General features: G+C 29.9%; 13 protein-coding genes. 7 read left to right on the top strand and 6 right to left on the bottom strand.

Annotated features, from left to right (window positions below):
* Positions 1–23: 23 nt before the first annotated feature.
* Complete coding sequence (locus JJC01_07380) at positions 24–884, bottom strand: tRNA 2-thiocytidine biosynthesis protein TtcA (GenBank protein ID UDN59671.1); 861 nt, start codon at positions 882–884, stop codon at positions 24–26.
* Positions 885–1,151: 267 nt separating this feature from the next.
* Here JJC01_07380 and JJC01_07375 point away from each other — a divergent pair, with 267 nt between their 5' ends.
* The 3 genes from JJC01_07375 to JJC01_07365 are packed head-to-tail and all read left to right on the top strand — an operon-like array spanning position 1,152 to position 2,228.
* Positions 1,152–1,361, top strand: coding sequence for a spore coat associated protein CotJA (locus tag JJC01_07375; protein UDN59670.1), 210 nt, complete (start codon positions 1,152–1,154; stop codon positions 1,359–1,361).
* Positions 1,361–1,627: a spore coat protein CotJB gene (locus JJC01_07370; protein UDN59669.1), complete on the top strand. Its 267-nt coding sequence runs from the start codon at positions 1,361–1,363 to the stop codon at positions 1,625–1,627. Before JJC01_07375 ends, JJC01_07370 begins: the two co-directional genes overlap by 1 nt.
* 28 nt (positions 1,628–1,655) lie before the next feature.
* Positions 1,656–2,228 (top strand): manganese catalase family protein, encoded by a 573-nt coding sequence (locus JJC01_07365; GenBank protein ID UDN59668.1) that lies wholly within the window; start codon positions 1,656–1,658, stop codon positions 2,226–2,228.
* A 264-nt stretch (positions 2,229–2,492) separates the two neighbouring features.
* Here JJC01_07365 and JJC01_07360 read toward each other — a convergent pair whose 3' ends face one another.
* Together JJC01_07360 and dut are read right to left on the bottom strand one after the other, a co-directional pair.
* Positions 2,493–3,683: an SH3 domain-containing protein gene (locus JJC01_07360; protein ID UDN59667.1), complete on the bottom strand. Its 1,191-nt coding sequence runs from the start codon at positions 3,681–3,683 to the stop codon at positions 2,493–2,495.
* A 261-nt stretch (positions 3,684–3,944) separates the two neighbouring features.
* The gene (gene dut / locus JJC01_07355) at positions 3,945–4,376 is read right to left on the bottom strand and encodes a dUTP diphosphatase (protein ID UDN59666.1); all 432 of its coding nucleotides are present in this window, start codon (positions 4,374–4,376) and stop codon (positions 3,945–3,947) included.
* 112 nt (positions 4,377–4,488) lie between these two features.
* Between dut and JJC01_07350 the strand changes: the two genes are divergently transcribed.
* Positions 4,489–6,717 carry a type IA DNA topoisomerase gene (locus tag JJC01_07350; GenBank protein UDN59665.1) on the top strand — a complete coding sequence of 743 codons (2,229 nt, stop codon included), beginning with the start codon at positions 4,489–4,491 and terminating at the stop codon, positions 6,715–6,717.
* A 114-nt stretch (positions 6,718–6,831) separates the two neighbouring features.
* On the opposite strand, the gene JJC01_07345 is transcribed toward JJC01_07350, so the two are convergent.
* Positions 6,832–7,317, bottom strand: a complete 486-nt coding sequence (locus JJC01_07345; protein UDN59664.1) for a MarR family transcriptional regulator — start codon at positions 7,315–7,317, stop codon at positions 6,832–6,834.
* 250 nt (positions 7,318–7,567) lie between these two features.
* On the opposite strand from JJC01_07345, the gene JJC01_07340 reads away from it, so the two are divergent.
* The 3 genes from JJC01_07340 to JJC01_07330 are packed head-to-tail and all read left to right on the top strand — an operon-like array spanning position 7,568 to position 13,266.
* Positions 7,568–8,791 carry an efflux RND transporter periplasmic adaptor subunit gene (locus JJC01_07340; GenBank protein ID UDN59663.1) on the top strand — a complete coding sequence of 408 codons (1,224 nt, stop codon included), beginning with the start codon at positions 7,568–7,570 and terminating at the stop codon, positions 8,789–8,791.
* 4 nt (positions 8,792–8,795) lie between these two features.
* A complete protein-coding gene (locus JJC01_07335) occupies positions 8,796–11,927 on the top strand; it encodes an efflux RND transporter permease subunit (protein UDN59662.1) in 3,132 nt (1,043 codons plus the stop codon).
* A 22-nt stretch (positions 11,928–11,949) separates the two neighbouring features.
* Positions 11,950–13,266, top strand: coding sequence for a TolC family protein (locus JJC01_07330; GenBank protein ID UDN59661.1), 1,317 nt, complete (start codon positions 11,950–11,952; stop codon positions 13,264–13,266).
* A gap of 165 nt (positions 13,267–13,431) precedes the next feature.
* Here the strand turns inward: JJC01_07330 and JJC01_07325 are convergent, their stop codons facing one another.
* Positions 13,432–13,677, bottom strand: a complete 246-nt coding sequence (locus tag JJC01_07325; protein ID UDN59660.1) for a hypothetical protein — start codon at positions 13,675–13,677, stop codon at positions 13,432–13,434.
* A gap of 228 nt (positions 13,678–13,905) precedes the next feature.
* On the bottom strand, positions 13,906–16,533 hold the full coding sequence (locus JJC01_07320) for a pyruvate, phosphate dikinase (GenBank protein ID UDN59659.1): 2,628 nt from the start codon (positions 16,531–16,533) through the stop codon (positions 13,906–13,908).
* Positions 16,534–16,568: the final 35 nt, after the last annotated feature.

Here is a 16,568-nt window from a genome sequence, read left to right as displayed (position 1 = left end):
TATAGTGATTCTTTTAATTACTTTTATTCATAATTTTCTAAGAAAGAATGTTTCTCCCCATCTTTTTGCCACCCTAGTACCGAATCAAGATTTACGTTTTCTGCTGCTTTAAATATAGATTTTTCTACATTTTTAAAATTTGGCTCTAAACTTTTTATTAAATCTTTTATTTCATATCTTTTATTTCCAGTTTTTTTAGCAGCAACCATGCACGCACAATTTAAAGGCCATATACCACTATTTTGGATAAATCTTATAATGTGGTCTTCTCTTATATAGTAAAGTGGTCTTATAATTTTTATTCCTTCAAAATTAGTGGAATTAAGCTTAGGAAGCATAGTTTTAAAATTTCCTGCACACAACAAATTAAGCATAGTTGTTTCTATTACATCATCATAATGATGACCTAATGCAAGTTTATTACACCCCAATTCTTCTGCTTTTGAATATAATGCTCCTCTTCTCATTCTTGCACACATATAACATGGATAATCTTTTGCAATTTCATCAGCTATTTCAAATATTCTTGAATCAAATAAATGTATTGGAATATTTAAATACTCACAATTATCTATAAGTAATTGCCTTATATTTGCATGATATCCAGGGTCCATAGCAATAAATTCAACATCAAAATTAACTTGTCCATGTCTCTTTAATTCTTGAAACATTTTAGCCATAAGAATACTATCTTTTCCTCCAGATATTGCTACAGCTATTTTATCCCCTTCTTCAACTAGTTTATAATCTCTTATTGCCTTTATAAACTTAGACCATAAATGTTTTCTATATTTTTTTATAATACTTTTTTCTATATCCCTTAGTGAAAGTCTTTCCTCAAAAGGAACTATAATTTCACAGCCTTTTCCTGATAGCTCACTCATTTAATCACCTCGTATATTTATGTTAATAATATTTTACAAAAAAGTCTACCTACTTCTATAAAATACTATAGTTTTACTTTAATTTTAATAAATACTTTATAGTTTACAATAACACATAAACTTATAATAACATAAATAAAGCCTTTCTTTTATTATCTTTTTTATTTTTCTCATTTAATATTTTATTATGAGTAACGATTTTTAAATGTATGAATATTATACACTAGATAGACTTACCTATCTATTTACAACAAGGAGGTTTTCATCTTGGAAAATAAAACTAGAGATATTAAAAAAAATTGTGGTTCATCTTTGGCTAGACCATATATTAATAATCAAATTTTCACAGAAATGTACTGCCTTTCTGATGCATTAAAATTTGGAACTATATTTCCAGAACTAAATTTATTAGAATCTGAAATGTACAACAAAGAATTATATGCTAAGCCAAAAAAATTAAGAGGAGGTAGAAGATAATGAAAGATTCATCTAGAGCTGAACTTATGAGAAAAATTCAGGAAACATCTTTTGCATGTGTTGATATGAACTTATATTTAGACACTCATCCTGATGATAAAAATGCTATCAACACTTACAATTCATTATGTAACCAATTTGCACAGGCTAGATACGCTTACGAAAATAAATATGGTCCTTTAACTAACTTTGGGTATGCTCCAAGTAGATGCCCTTGGCAATGGGCTGAGCAACCTTGGCCTTGGGACAGAGAATTTAATTATTAGACATCAAGTATTGGAGGATTGAAAATTCATGTGGATATATCAAAAAACTTTACAACACCCAGTTAATATAAAAACTTGTGACCCAAGAATGGCTAAGTTTCTTATAACTCAATTTGGCGGACCAAATGGAGAGCTTGCTGCATCTTTAAGATATTTAAGTCAAAGATATACAATGCCTACTGGTAATATGCGTGCACTTTTAACAGATATTGGTACAGAAGAACTAGCTCACGTTGAGCTTATATGTACTATGGTTTATCAGTTAACTTCTGATGTAAGCCCAGAAGAATTAAAAGCTGCTGGTCTTGGCTCAAACTATGCACAAAATGGATATGGAATTTATCCAACAGATTCAAATGGAGTTCCATTTGATGTAAGACCTATCGCAGTTATGTCAAATCCTGTAACTGATTTACATGAAGATATGGCTGCTGAACAAAAAGCACTTGCAACATATTATCAACTTATAAACTTAACAGATGATGTTGATGTTATAAACGTACTAAAATTCTTAGGTCAAAGAGAAATAATTCACTATCAAAGATTTGGTGAAGCTTTAATGGATGCTTATGAATTAGAGGAATGTCAAAAAATATTCTAAAATTCTTCTTTATATATAAAACTACAATTATTTACTAATTTACTAACTTACTTTTTCGCTTAAATTAGCTTAAAAATATAAAAAACTATAAAGAATTGTCCATTTTCTATACACAGATAGAATAAATAAACAACAAAAAGCAGGTACTGAATCAACAGTAATAATAGATAGTAATCTACAATACTATTGACACCATACCTGCTTTTATTTTATAAGCAATAAAGAAATATCTATTTATAAAGTTTTATCATTAAATTTAAATGATTATAAAACTCTTCTTGCATTTACATATCTACTTGAATAGTAACTACTATTTATATTAGATATTGTTACCTTTTTTGATGAACCTGAAGATGCGTGTATCATCTCTCCATTTCCCATATATATTCCAACATGACTTACAGAGCCATTATTTGAACCTTGTGTATCAAAGAATATTAAATCTCCGCTTCTAAGGTCTCCTCTATTTACATATGTTCCATACTTACTTTGGTCTCTAGATACTCTTGGTATACTAACTCCAGCAGATTTTTTCATAACATATTGTGTGAATCCAGAACAGTCAAAACTATTTGGACCTTCTGCTCCCCATACATATGGTTTTCCAAGTAGTGTCTTTGCAAAGCCTATTACACTATCAGCTCCCTGACTTGGAGAATTAGTTGAATCGGATGGAGTTGAAGTATCAACAGAACCTTTTTCTGCAAGATATTGACTTGATACATATCCTGTTTGGTCATCGTGATTTACTTTTGTCCATCCACCATCTTCTGAGATACTTCCAACTTCAGTACCATAACTTAACGTAGCCACTTTAGAGTGTCCTGTTCCTGGTCCTGTTCTAAGGTTTAATGATTTTGCTGTTACAACTTTTGTATCCTTTACAATATCACTTGAACTGCTTCCATCATTTCCATTTGCAGAATCACTTAAGTTAGTTCCTAAGTATTTACTTGAAACATAACCAACTCTACCATTAGAACTTATTTTTGACCATCCATTTGATTCAGATATGTATCCAACTTCAGTACCATATCCCAAAGTAGATATTTTAGAACTTCCTGTACTTGGACCTGTTCTAAAATTTAATCCCTTTGCTGTAACAACTTTTGTTGATTTTACTGAAGCATCATTACTTTCATTACTATTTCCTAGGCTATTTATTGATAAATATTTTTCATGCACATAACCTGTATTCCCATTATATTTAACTTTTACCCAAGAACCATCTTTTCCTATGTACTCAACTTTATCACCTTTGTAGAACTTTCCTATAGATGCATTATTTGTACCTGGTCCTTTTCTAAAATTTACTGCATTCCCTGTTATTGTTCTACTTTCTACAGTTGAACTTTCTATTTCAGACTCATTAGCATATGCTAAATTCCCCATTGTAGGCATTATTATCGCTGTGGCCATTATACTGGCTGCTACTCTCTTTTGATTAAAATTCATAACTTTCCACTCATCTCCTCTTTTCTAGTAGATTTATTTTTTTATTTCTAACATAAAAGAAATAATTGACACTATTTTTAAATATCAATTATTTCTTTTATATTAATATTATTACAAATTTGTAACTATTTGTCTATAGTAATAATTCTATACCATAAATTACCATAAATGTTTTTTAATCATAGAGAGGTTAAAACTCAGTCATATAGCCAAACTATATCTTATTAAACAATTTTATATTTTTTAACTTTTTTGTAACTTTTATAACCCTGTTGAACCAAATCCACCTTTTCCTCTTTCGGAATCACTTAATTCTTTAACTTCTTCTATATTAATCTCATATATAGGTTTTACTACCATTTGAGCAATCTTCATATGTTTTTCAACTTTAAAATCATTTTTTCCATGATTTATTAATATGATTTTAAGCTCTCCTCTATATCCCTCATCAATAGTTCCTGGTGTATTTAACACAGTAATTGAATGTTTTAAAGCAAGTCCACTTCTAGGTCTTACTTGCGCTTCTGTCATAACAGGAAGTTCTATACATATTCCAGTTTTAATAAGTTTAGTCTCTCCAGAAGGTATTACAACCTCCTCTATAGAATACAAATCCATACCAGCATCACCTTTGTGAGCAAAATTAGGTATTATAGCGTCGTCATTTAATTTTTTTACTTTTAAATTGTACATTTTATATCTCCTTTCAATTTCCTATAAATATTATAACTTAAATTTCAGCCTCTTGAAGTTTTTTATTTTTTTGTGGTAATATAATTATTAGTGTTTTAAAGGAGGATTTTTTATGAAACTTGTACTTGCTGAGAAACCATCTGTTGCAAAAACTATAGCATCGTTTTTAGGTGCAAAGACTAGACAAGATGGTTACTTTGAAGGAAATGACTATATAATTACTTATGCAGTTGGACACTTAGTATCATTATATGATATGAAAGATTATGATAAAGATAAGTATTCTGGCTCTTGGAAAATGAATAACTTTCCATTTGTGCCTGAAAATAAGTTTAAATTCAAAATTGATAGTTCTAAAACCAAACAATTCAATACTGTAAAAAAACTTTTAAACAGAAAAGATGTGGAATATGTAATAAATGCCACTGATAATGACAGAGAGGGAGAACTTATAGCATTTTTAATATTTTTACTTGCAAAAAATAAGAAACCAGTAAAAAGAATTTTGGTAAATGAATGGACTCCAGAAGACATTACGAGAGGTATAAAAAACTTAAAAGATGAAGATGAAATGAGAAATCTTCAAGCTGCTGGATATACAAGACTTATTACTGATTGGCTAATTGGAATAAACTTCACTTCCGTTGCTACATTAAAATATGGAAATGGAAAATTATTAAATATAGGTAGAGTAATTCTTCCAACAGTCAAATTAGTCTATGATAGGGATATGGAAATACTGAATTTTGTTCCCAAAACTTATTATGAAGTAGAAGGTCATTTTAAAGCTGAAAATGGTGAATATAAAGGTAAATATATTAAAGGTAAAGAAAGTAAATTTGACACACTTGAAGATGCAAATAAAATCATAGCTTCAATTACATCTCAAACTGGTAAAATACTAGATAAAAAAGTTACTATGTCAAAAGAATATGCACCAAAACTTTTTAGTTTAACATCACTTCAAGGATATATAACTTCTAAGTACTCTAATTTTACCTCTGATAAAGTTTTAAATGTATGTCAATCTCTTTATGAGGGTAATGGTAAAGGTGGGTATATAACTTATCCAAGAACCGATTCTATTTTTTTAGAAGAAAGTTTAACTTCAAAGGCTTCTCAAACTTTAGAAAAATTAAAAGTCGGTCTTGAATATGAAAATAAAATTAAATTCTCCAAAACAAAAAGGGTCTTTGATTCATCCAAAGTAGATTCACATAGTGCTATAATTCCTACTTACATAATACCAAAAAATTTATCTAAAGATGAACAATTGGTTTATGATGCTATAAAAGATAGATTTGTAGCAAATTTTATGCCTCCTGCTGAATATGAGAATACAGAAATTAAAACTAAAGTAGATGATTGCACTTTTTTAACAAAAGGAAAAGTACTTAAATCAAAGGGATACCTTGAGGTGTATAATAAGGAAGAAAAAAACGATTTACTTCCTTTTGTAAACAAGGATGATATTGTTGATGTCTTAGAGATAAAGCCATTAACCAAACAAACAACACCACCTAAATCATATACTGAAGATACACTTTTAAAAGCTATGAAAAATTGTGGTAAAAATGTACCTGAAGAAGACACAACTGTACTTTCAGGGTATTCAATAGGAACATCAGCCACACGTGCTGATGTACTAAAAAAAATAAGTCAAGTGGGCTATGTAAAGAAAAAAGGCAAATCTTACTTTATAACAGACCTTGGAAAAAATTTAGTTGAAATTTTTCCTGTTAAGGACTTATTTGATGTAGATTACACTGGTAAACTTGAAAAAAGTTTAAGTGATATTCAAAAAGGTAAATACACTAGAAAAGAATATCTTACTCATATTATTAGTTTTATATATCAAAATGTTAATATTATAAAACAGGATGCTTCAAAAAATATAAATACAGAGGCTTATACTTTTGATTCAAAAACTAAAAAATTTACTAAAGTAAAAGCAAAGGATTCAAAAAAAAGTTTAACTGATTCTGAAAAGGAAATTGCTGTATCAAAAGATACAGATATTAAAAAAGAAAATAAAACCAATAATGAAAATACGTCTCTTGGTAAATGTCCTATTTGTCAAGGTGATGTTCTTGAGTTTGATAAAGGATTTGCTTGTAAAAATCATAAAGAGTGTAAGTTCGTTATTTGGAAAAATGACAAATACTTAAGCCTCTACAAAAAGAAAGTTAATAAAACTATGGTCAAAAATATTTTAAAAAAAGGTGAGACAAAAGTAAAATCTTTAACTTCTAAAAATGGAAACAAGTTTGATGCTACATTAAAATATAATAAAAATCCAGATACTGGCTACTTCAACTGGAAAATAGAATTTGATAATTAAATAATATTCATAAAAGCAGAAATAGCAGTAGTATAATATTAAATATATTATACTACTGCTATTTCTGCTTTGTGTAAAAATTTAACTTTATATAATAACTTCTCATATGTACATTTAAACTAATTTTTTTACTATTTCTGATAGTTTAAGTGTATGTTCATCTAATAAAGTTAGTTCCTCATCAGAAAGATTTGATAGTTTCTTTACTATAGACTCTTTAAGAATAGATTGTACAATATCAAATAATTCAAATGCTTTATCTGTCAATTCAACTCTAAGAACTCTTCTGTCTTTTGGGTCAGGAAATTTATTTACTAAATTATGCTCTACCAATCTATCAATAATTGGTGTCATATTTGATTTTAGTATTCCTAAATTAGAAGCTATTTGAGAAATTGATGATGAGTTTGATGTCATAAGATAAAGAATTACCTTTGCATGTGATGGAGCCATTGGACACTCTCCAAAATACTCTTTCATCATATCTGAGTTGTTTTGAAATTTTTTTAACAAATCGTTTTCTTTGAATATATTATTTTGAAGTACAAATAAAAAGTCTAAAAAAGAGTCTGCTATTTTAAGTATATTATCGTTATCCATATTTGTAACATCCCTTCAATAAATACTGTAATAAAATATTCATTACTTATTATAGTATAAATTATAAACTATTAATAAATTTAAAACAAGAAAAAGTTATTGACTCATAATAATTATAAATTTATAATCAAATTAGAGAATTATAAAATGCCAAAAAAGGGAAGTTTTTTAATTAGCCTAAAACTAAACTTAAATTATAAGACACTTTAAATTCTACAACAAGCTAGTGTAAAATATAATAGGAGGAGATATGAAAAGATATTTAGTAGTTTTTTTAATGTGTAGTTCACTGTTCTTAGTTGGATGTGGAAAAACAGATGAACCTGAACCAGAAAAACCTATAGCAGTCTCTGTTCAAAAGGCAGTAGGTGGAGAAATAGAAAATACAAATGCTTTCTCAGGAACTACAAAAGTTAAAGATGAGACATCAGTTACTGCTCAAACTGCTGGCACAGTTCAAGAAGTTTATGTGAAACTTGGCCAAAATGTAAGAAAAGGTGATGATTTATTGAGTATAACTAGTGAAGATTTAGAAAACAGTGTAAAACAGTCTAAAGCATCACTAGATTTAGCAAAAGCAAGTTATGCAAGTGCTACTGGGGGTGCATTAGAAGCTCAAGTGAATCAAGCAAAAACAGCTCTTGATAGCGCAAAACTTCAATATGATGAATCCCAAAGAAATTATGACAATAACAAGGTTCTTTATGAGCAGGAAGTAATTAGTTTAGACCAATTTAAAAAAATAGAAGTTGCTTTAGAACAATCAAAACAACAACTAGATTCTGCACAAAGAGCATACAATACAGCAACTTCAAAAAGTATACCTCAAGCTAAATCACTTGCTAAAAAACAACTTGACCAAGCTCAAGTATCATATAACTTAGCAATGAGTAACTTAGATAAGCTGACATTAAAAGCTCCAGTGGATGGAACAATCACAGCCAAAAACTTTGACTCAAAAGAGATGATAACACAATCACAACCAGCCTTTGTTATTTCTAATCCTAATATATTAGAAGTAGGCTTAAATGTAACAGAAGCAGATATAGCTAAATTTAAAAAGGATGGTAATGTAGATGTTGTTATTGAAGACCAAAGAGTTTTAGGAAAGATAGATTATGTTCCTTCAGTAGTTGACCCTCAGACATCTTTATATCCTGTTAAAATACTTGTTACTAATACTAACAACAAATTTAAAGCAGGAATGTCTGCACAAGTAAACTTAAGCGTTGAAAAAGAAAATGGAGCTGTTACAGTACCTAAAAAAGCAATATTTGAAGAAAATGGAAAAAAATATGTATACATAGCAACTAAAGATAACATAGCAAAGAAAACATTAGTTCAAACTGGAATTGTAACAGAGGATAAAATAGCAATCAAAAGTGGTGTAAGTGAAAAAGATACAGTGGTTATTGGGGGGATAAGTCTTATTTCTGATGGAACTAAGATATTTCCTGTAGAAAAGGAGAAATAGTATTATGAATTTAACACATACTTCCGTTAAGCGTCCTCTCACAATCATAATGGTCTTCTTAGTATTAATAGTTTTTGGTGGTATTGGATATAAAAAAATGTCAATAAATCTAATGCCTGATATAGAAATACCTGTTGTAATGGTTATGACTACTTGGACAGGTGCAGGTCCTCAAGACGTTGACGAACAAGTTAGCCAAAAAGTTGATGAAAGTTTATCATCTGTTTCAAATGTAAGCTCAACTATATCAAGTTCACAAGAAAGTGTTTCTATGGTCGTAGCTCAATTTGAATTTGGAACCAACCTAGATGAAATAATGAACGATGTTAGATCTAAAGTAGATGCATTACAAACTAGTTTACCAGATGATGCAGCTAAGCCAACAGTACTAAAATTAGATATGAATGCACAAGCTATAGGTCAGCTTGTTATATCTGGTGGAAATAATAATGCACAAGCACTAAGAAAATACGCTGAAGATGTAATTCAGCCTAAAATAGAATCTATAGATGGTACTACATCAGCAGACATTAAAGGTGGAGAAAAAGCTCAAGTTAATGTAATAGCTGACCCATCAGTTCTTTCAAATTATGGAGTTAGTTTATCAACTATAAAAGGTATTTTATCATCTAGTAATAAAACATTCCCTTATGGTTCAATTACTCAAGGTGAAGATAAGATAGTCTTAAGATCAATTGATAAATTAGAATCTTTGGATGATATAAAACAGATTCAAATTCCTGTAAAAGGAGGAAACACTGTTAACTTAGATACTCTTTGTAGTGTAGATTATGGATTTGCAGACAAAGATAGTATTTATAGATACAATGGAAAAAGCAGTTTAGTAATAGATATTTCTAAGCAACAAGATGCAAATACTGTAAAAGTTATGCAAGATGCATATAAATATGTAGATGAATTGAATAAAGAAAATCCACAATTTAAAATTAAAATTGCCAATGATACAAGTGCTTACATAAGCGAATCAATAAACAGCGTAATGAGCAATTTACTTATAAGTGCAGTTATTGCATTTGTAGTAATATTTGCTTTCTTAAAAAGTGTAAGAGCTTCATTAGTTGTTGCAGTGGCAATACCAATTTCTATAATAGGAGCAATAGCTGTTCTCTATTTTACAGGCGAAAGTTTAAACCTTATCACTGCAAGTTCATTGGTAATTTCAGTTGGTATGGTCGTTGATAATGCTACAGTTGTAATTGAAAACATATTTAAATACAGGAAAAGTGGTCGTTTGAGCATTGATGATTGTGCTATTGAAGGTACAAGAACTGTCACCAATGCAATACTAGCATCAACATTGACTACTATAGCTATATTCTTACCTATTATGTTTACAGAAGGTATAGCCAAAATAACATTTGGGGCTTTAGGTAAAACACTTATAGCTTCTCTAGCCTTCTCTTTTATAGGTGCAATTACTCTTGTTCCTAGTGTATTTGCAAAACTAAGTAGAGGTAAAAGTAGTGAAAAAATGAAGGAAAAAGATAGCCCTATATTTGATAAGGTAAGTGAAGGATATAAAAGATTACTAAGTGTATGCTTAAGACATCAGAAATTAGTAGTAATATCAAGTTTACTTATATTTGTAGCTTCTCTATTCGGAATGAGCTTTATAGGTATGGACTTTATGCCTGCAGCAGATAAAGGAGAATTGGCTATTTCTATAGAACTTCCAAAGGGTCTTAGCTTAGAAGCTAATGATTATTATGTTTCTATGACAGAGAAAAAAGTTTCAGATATTCCAGAAATCAAGACATTGATAACAAGTTTGACATCAGACTCAAATAATAATAGTGCAAGTATAGCAATTGAATTGGAATCTCAAAAAAATAGAAAAAGAACTACCGATGAAATAGAAAAAGAAATAATTGATAGAGTTGCTACTGTTCCAGATTGTAAAATAAATGTAAGTCAAAATAGTAGTGTTATGGGTGGAACTTCAGGAGCAGACTTCACATTAGAGATGAAGGGCCCTGATTTGGATGTATTAAAGATATTAGGAAAAGAAGTTGAAAAAGAATTCAGTTCTATAAAAGGATTTAGAAATGTAGAGACTTCCCTTACAGATACAACACAAGAAGCTCAATTTACAATAGACAAACATAGAGCTCAAGAATACGGTGTAAATACAGCAGAAATTGCAGGATTATTGCGTACTGCAATAAATGGTGATTCAGTTACTACTGCTACTATTGATGACTACAAAGTCGATGTAAATCTAAAGTTTAAAGCAGATAGTATCGATAATCTAGAAGATATAAAACAGTTAAAAGTAAATTCTACAACTGGAAATGAAGTACCTCTTGGAGCTTTCTCGGATATAAAAATGGTAGATGGTTTACAGTCCATATCAAGAACTGATGGTGATTTTTCTGTAAATATAACTGCAACACTTGATAATTTAGATGCTGGTACAGCTACAAAATTAGCATTAGAAAAAACTAATAAGATGCTAATCCCTAAAGACTACTCTATTGGTGTTGGTGGAGAAACAGAAATGATGAATGAATCTATGGCCAGTCTTGGATTCTCAATGGTTATAGCCATAGCACTTGTTTATATGGTAATGGTAGCTCAATTTGAATCATTTAGTAAACCATTTATAATAATGTTCTGTGTGCCATTTGCATTTGTTGGAGTTGTACTTTCTCTTTTGGTAACTGGTCAAAGTTTAAGTACTGTAGGTATGTTAGGTATAATCTTACTTATCGGTATCGTTGTTAACAATGGTATAGTTCTTATTGACTACATAGAACAACTTAGAAAAGCAAATAGTAGTAATGATTTAATTGGATTGGTTTCAATTGGTTGTGCTGCGAGACTAAGACCCGTTTTAATGACAACTGCAACAACAATTCTAGGTATGTTACCAACAGCATTATCTCTTGGTGAAGGTGGAGAAACAATGCAACCACTAGCCGTAGTTATAATGGGTGGGCTTACTGTATCTACACTAATAACACTAGTACTTATCCCTACTATATATTTAATATTTGATAAGTGGGAAAATAAGTTTTCAGATAGGATGCCTAAAATATTTGGTAAAATAACAGATAAAATAGGAGATATAAAAGGAAAAATATTTAAGAAACCAAAATTAAAAGCTAAAATTTAAATATAAATGGAGGGCGATTGTATTGAAGAAAAAAGTTAGTAAAATAATTGCAATTGGATGTGGTGTTGGTATAATAACAGCTAATTTAATGCCAGCCTATGCAAATGATAATACTTCTTCTATAAATAAAGTTGATAATGCTACCTTAAGTGACTCGACTAAAAGAACGGCTGAAAAAGAACTTTTAACTGCTAGAGATGCTGTCAGTGCAGCAATTAAAAATAGTGAAAAATTAAAAATGAAATCAGAAGAAATAAAAATGTTAAAAGAAAAACTAGAAGTACAGGATGAATTTGATAGTTTTACTGGAAGTGACAACTCATTTCCATATGACCAAATTGGACTTCTTAAAAATCAAAGCGAACAGGCAAAATATTTTATGGAAGACCAAATAGCAAATGATATTACTAATAAGTATAATGATTTAGTATCAAGAGAAAATGAGTTAGATAAAATAAAAAATAATCTTGAGATAAAAACTAAAGAAATTAAAGATATGAAGCTAAAAAAGGATTTAGGTCTAGTGACATCATTGGAAACTGAGTCAGCTGAGCTTGAACTTCAGACGCTACAAAATACTCAAAAATCTAAACTTCAAGAACTAAAAAATAATCAAGATTATTTTAAGTTGTTGACTAATATAAATTTAGACAACTATCAATTAGATAAAGAATACCGTTTTGAGTCTTTTAGAGTAGGTGGTTCAGTTGATTCATACATGGAAGGTAAGGTTAATGAATACTTAAAGTATGACCAATTGATTTTAGAACGTACAGAAGAAAGTTTTAATGATGACGATGAAAATAAGGCAGATTTACCAGATAGACCTAATCTTACAAGACCAGTTGCTCCTACAAAACCAGAACAAGGTAGTTTAACTGATGCTGAATATGAAGTTCTTAAGAAGAAATATGATAAAGATTATGAGCAATATGAAAAAGCAGTTGAAGCATACAATCTTGAAAGACAGACTTATGCATCTGGACTTACTACATATGCAAATTATCTTCAACAAAAATATAATACTGAAAATGGCTTAGTTACACTAGAGGATAGTAAAAAAGCTCTAAAAAAAGGCTTGATTGATAGCTATGCACAATTACTTGCTTTAGAAGATACAATTGGAACAACTAAAAAACAGCTTGAATTATCGGAAAAACAATTAAAAAATACTAAGCTAAGATATGACTTAGGATTGATTACTCTAACTGACTATAAAAAACAAGTAGTAAGCAATGAAGATGCTAAAAATAGCTATGATACACTTATTGTAAACTATAATTCATTAAAAAATGGTATAGAAAAGCCATGGATACTTAGCGATGGAGGCAAAAAATAATACTGTTGTATAAAAGCATTTATTTACTAAAATAAATTTGCTCAATAAAATAGAAAAAGAGTTGGCTTATTATTAGTTCAACTCTTTTTCTATTTACTAAAATATTATTGATTCTAAGAACACATATATTCTTCACTACAAAATAAAGTCTAAAGCTTAATTTAATTACTTCTTATCAAATGTTTCATCTATTTTACATCTGACCATATTAACAAATTCTGAAATATTATATCCTTTCAGCTTACATCCACATTTAGGACAATAGTCCAACTTCCTAGATACTAATGCTCTACAGCTAGGTTCTGGGCATCTCATTTTAAGACTCTCTTCTACTACTTTAAATCCACATCGTGGGCATATACTACCTGGACGTGATGATACTTCTTTTCCACATTTAGGACACTTTGTCAACTTTATCCCCTCCAGTAAACTCAATTTAATTATTGGTTGAAATTTCTCTCTTACAATAATGTATGCAACATAATTAAATACGTTTCACCTACTATAATATAAATTAGTTTTTTTATAATAATATAAAATAAAAATCCCCTATACTCAATTTACAAATACTCTATTTGATACATTGATATATAGGAGATATAATATTTTAGTTTAATTATATATATTTATAATATATTATTATCTAGGGTTTTTTATAGATGCTTGAGCTGCTGCAAGTCTAGCAATTGGCACTCTAAATGGTGAACAAGATACATAGTTAAGTCCTACATTATAACAGAACTCTACTGAAGATGGTTCTCCACCATGTTCTCCACATATTCCTAGTTTTAATTCTGGTTTAACTTCTCTACCTAATTTAACTCCCATCTTAACTAACTTACCAACACCATTTTGGTCTAGTACTTGGAATGGGTCTTTTTCTAATATTTCTTCATCTACATATTGACCTAAGAATTTACCAGCATCATCTCTTGAATATCCAAATGCCATTTGAGTTAAGTCATTAGTACCAAAACTGAAGAAGTCTGCTTCTTGTGCTATTTCATCAGCTGTTAAACAAGCTCTAGGTATTTCTATCATAGTACCTACAGTATAAGGAACTTCTACTCCTTCTTCTTTGATTATAGCATCAACAGTTTCTACTATCATTTTTCTTATTATCTTTAACTCATTTACTTCTCCAATTAATGGAACCATTATTTCTGGAGAAACTTTAACACCTGCTCTTATTGCTTCTATAGCACCTTGTATTATTGCCTTAGATTGCATTACACATATTTCAGGATAAGTTATTGCAAGTCTACATCCTCTGTGCCCAAGCATTGGGTTAAATTCATCTAAATCAACTATTCTCTTCTTAATATCACTTACTTTTATTCCCATAGTTTTTGAAAGTTCTTCTATAGTTTCATCATCATGAGGTAAGAATTCATGTAGTGGTGGATCTAGTAATCTTATATTAACTGGCTTTCCATCCATAACTTTGAATAACTCTACAAAATCTTCTCTTTGCATTGGTAATATTTTTTCAAGAGCTTTTTCTCTTTGCTCTACTGTATTAGACAATATCATTTCTCTAACTGCTGGTAATCTGTCTTCATCAAAGAACATATGCTCAGTTCTACATAGACCTATACCTTCAGCACCAAATTCTATAGCTGCACGAGCATCTCTAGGATTATCTGCGTTAGTTCTAACCATCATACATTTATGCTTATCTACCCATTGCATTAATTTTTCAAAGTTTCCAGTTAAAGAAACTTCTGTTTTCTTAACATCTCCTAAGTAAACATTTCCTGTAGAACCATCTATAGAAATGTACTCTCCTTCTTTTATAACTATATCATCAAGAGCTCTTACTTCTTTATTAAACTCATCAACTTTTATTTCTCCACATCCAGCAACACAACATTTACCCATACCTCTAGCAACAACTGCTGCATGTGATGTCATTCCACCTCTAGCTGTAAGAATTCCTTCAGCCTTAACCATACCTTCTATATCTTCTGGAGATGTTTCTAGTCTAACTAAAACTACTTTTTCTCCCTTTTCATTTGCTTTTACTACATCATCAGCATTGAAGTAAACTCTACCACTTGCTGCACCTGGTGATGCTGGTAAACCTTTTGCTATAACTTTAGCTTCTTTTAAAGCTTTATCTTCAAATTTTGGATGTAATAACTGGTCTAATTGATTAGGCTCAATTCTCATTATAGCTTCTTTTTCATCTATTATTCCAGCTTCAACTAAATCAACTACTACATTTATTGCTGCTGCTGCTGTTCTTTTACCATTTCTAGTTTGTAATATATATAATCTTTCATTTTCTATAGTAAACTCTATATCTTGCATATCTTTATAGTGACCTTCAAGTATATGAGTAATTTTTACGAATTCATCAAATACAGCTGGCATTACTTCAGCAAGAGTTGATATATTTTGAGGAGTTCTTATACCTGCAACAACATCTTCACCTTGAGCATTCATTAAGAATTCACCAAATAATTTATTTTCTCCTGTAGCTGGATTTCTAGTAAATGCAACACCTGTACCACTAGTTTCTCCCATATTACCAAATACCATTGATTGAATATTTACTGCTGTTCCTAAATTATGAGCTATATCATTTAATCTACGGTATACGATTGCACGAGGGTTATTCCATGATCTAAACACTGCCTCTATAGCAAGCATTAATTGCTCTTTTGGGTCTTGTGGAAAATCACTTTTTATTTCTTTTTTGTATATTGCTTTAAATTCTTTTACTATTTCTTTTAAGTCATCAGTTGTAAGTTCTGTATCAACTGTGTATCCTTTTGCTTCTTTTACTCTATCTAGTACATTTTCAAATTTGTATTTTGGCACTTCCATAGCAACATCAGAAAACATTTGTATGAATCTTCTGTAACTATCATATGCAAATCTTTCATTTTGTGTAGCTTCTGCTAGACCAATAACACTATTGTCATTAAGACCTAAGTTAAGTATTGTATCCATCATTCCTGGCATAGAGAATACTGCACCAGAACGAACTGATACTAGTAGTGGATTTTTATTGCATCCTAATGTTTTGTTTAAATCTTTTTCTAAAGTAGCTAGATGTGCTTCTATTTCTTTTATTATTTCTGCTCTTATACTTTCATTATTAACATAGTAGTCATTACATGCCTCTGTTGTTATAGTGAATCCAGGAGGGACAGGTAAGCCTATCTTAGTCATTTCTGCTAAATTGGCACCTTTACCTCCTAGTAAAGATTTCATGTCTTTGCTTCCTTCACCAAAACTATAAACATACTTAGTTTCCATTGTTAAATCCCCCATTAATCTTTTTTATTTTAATT

The sequence above is a fragment of the Clostridioides sp. ES-S-0010-02 genome, from assembly GCA_020641055.1.
Classification (GTDB): Bacteria; Bacillota; Clostridia; order Peptostreptococcales; family Peptostreptococcaceae; genus Clostridioides.
This window is presented reverse-complemented; position numbering and strand designations above follow the sequence as displayed.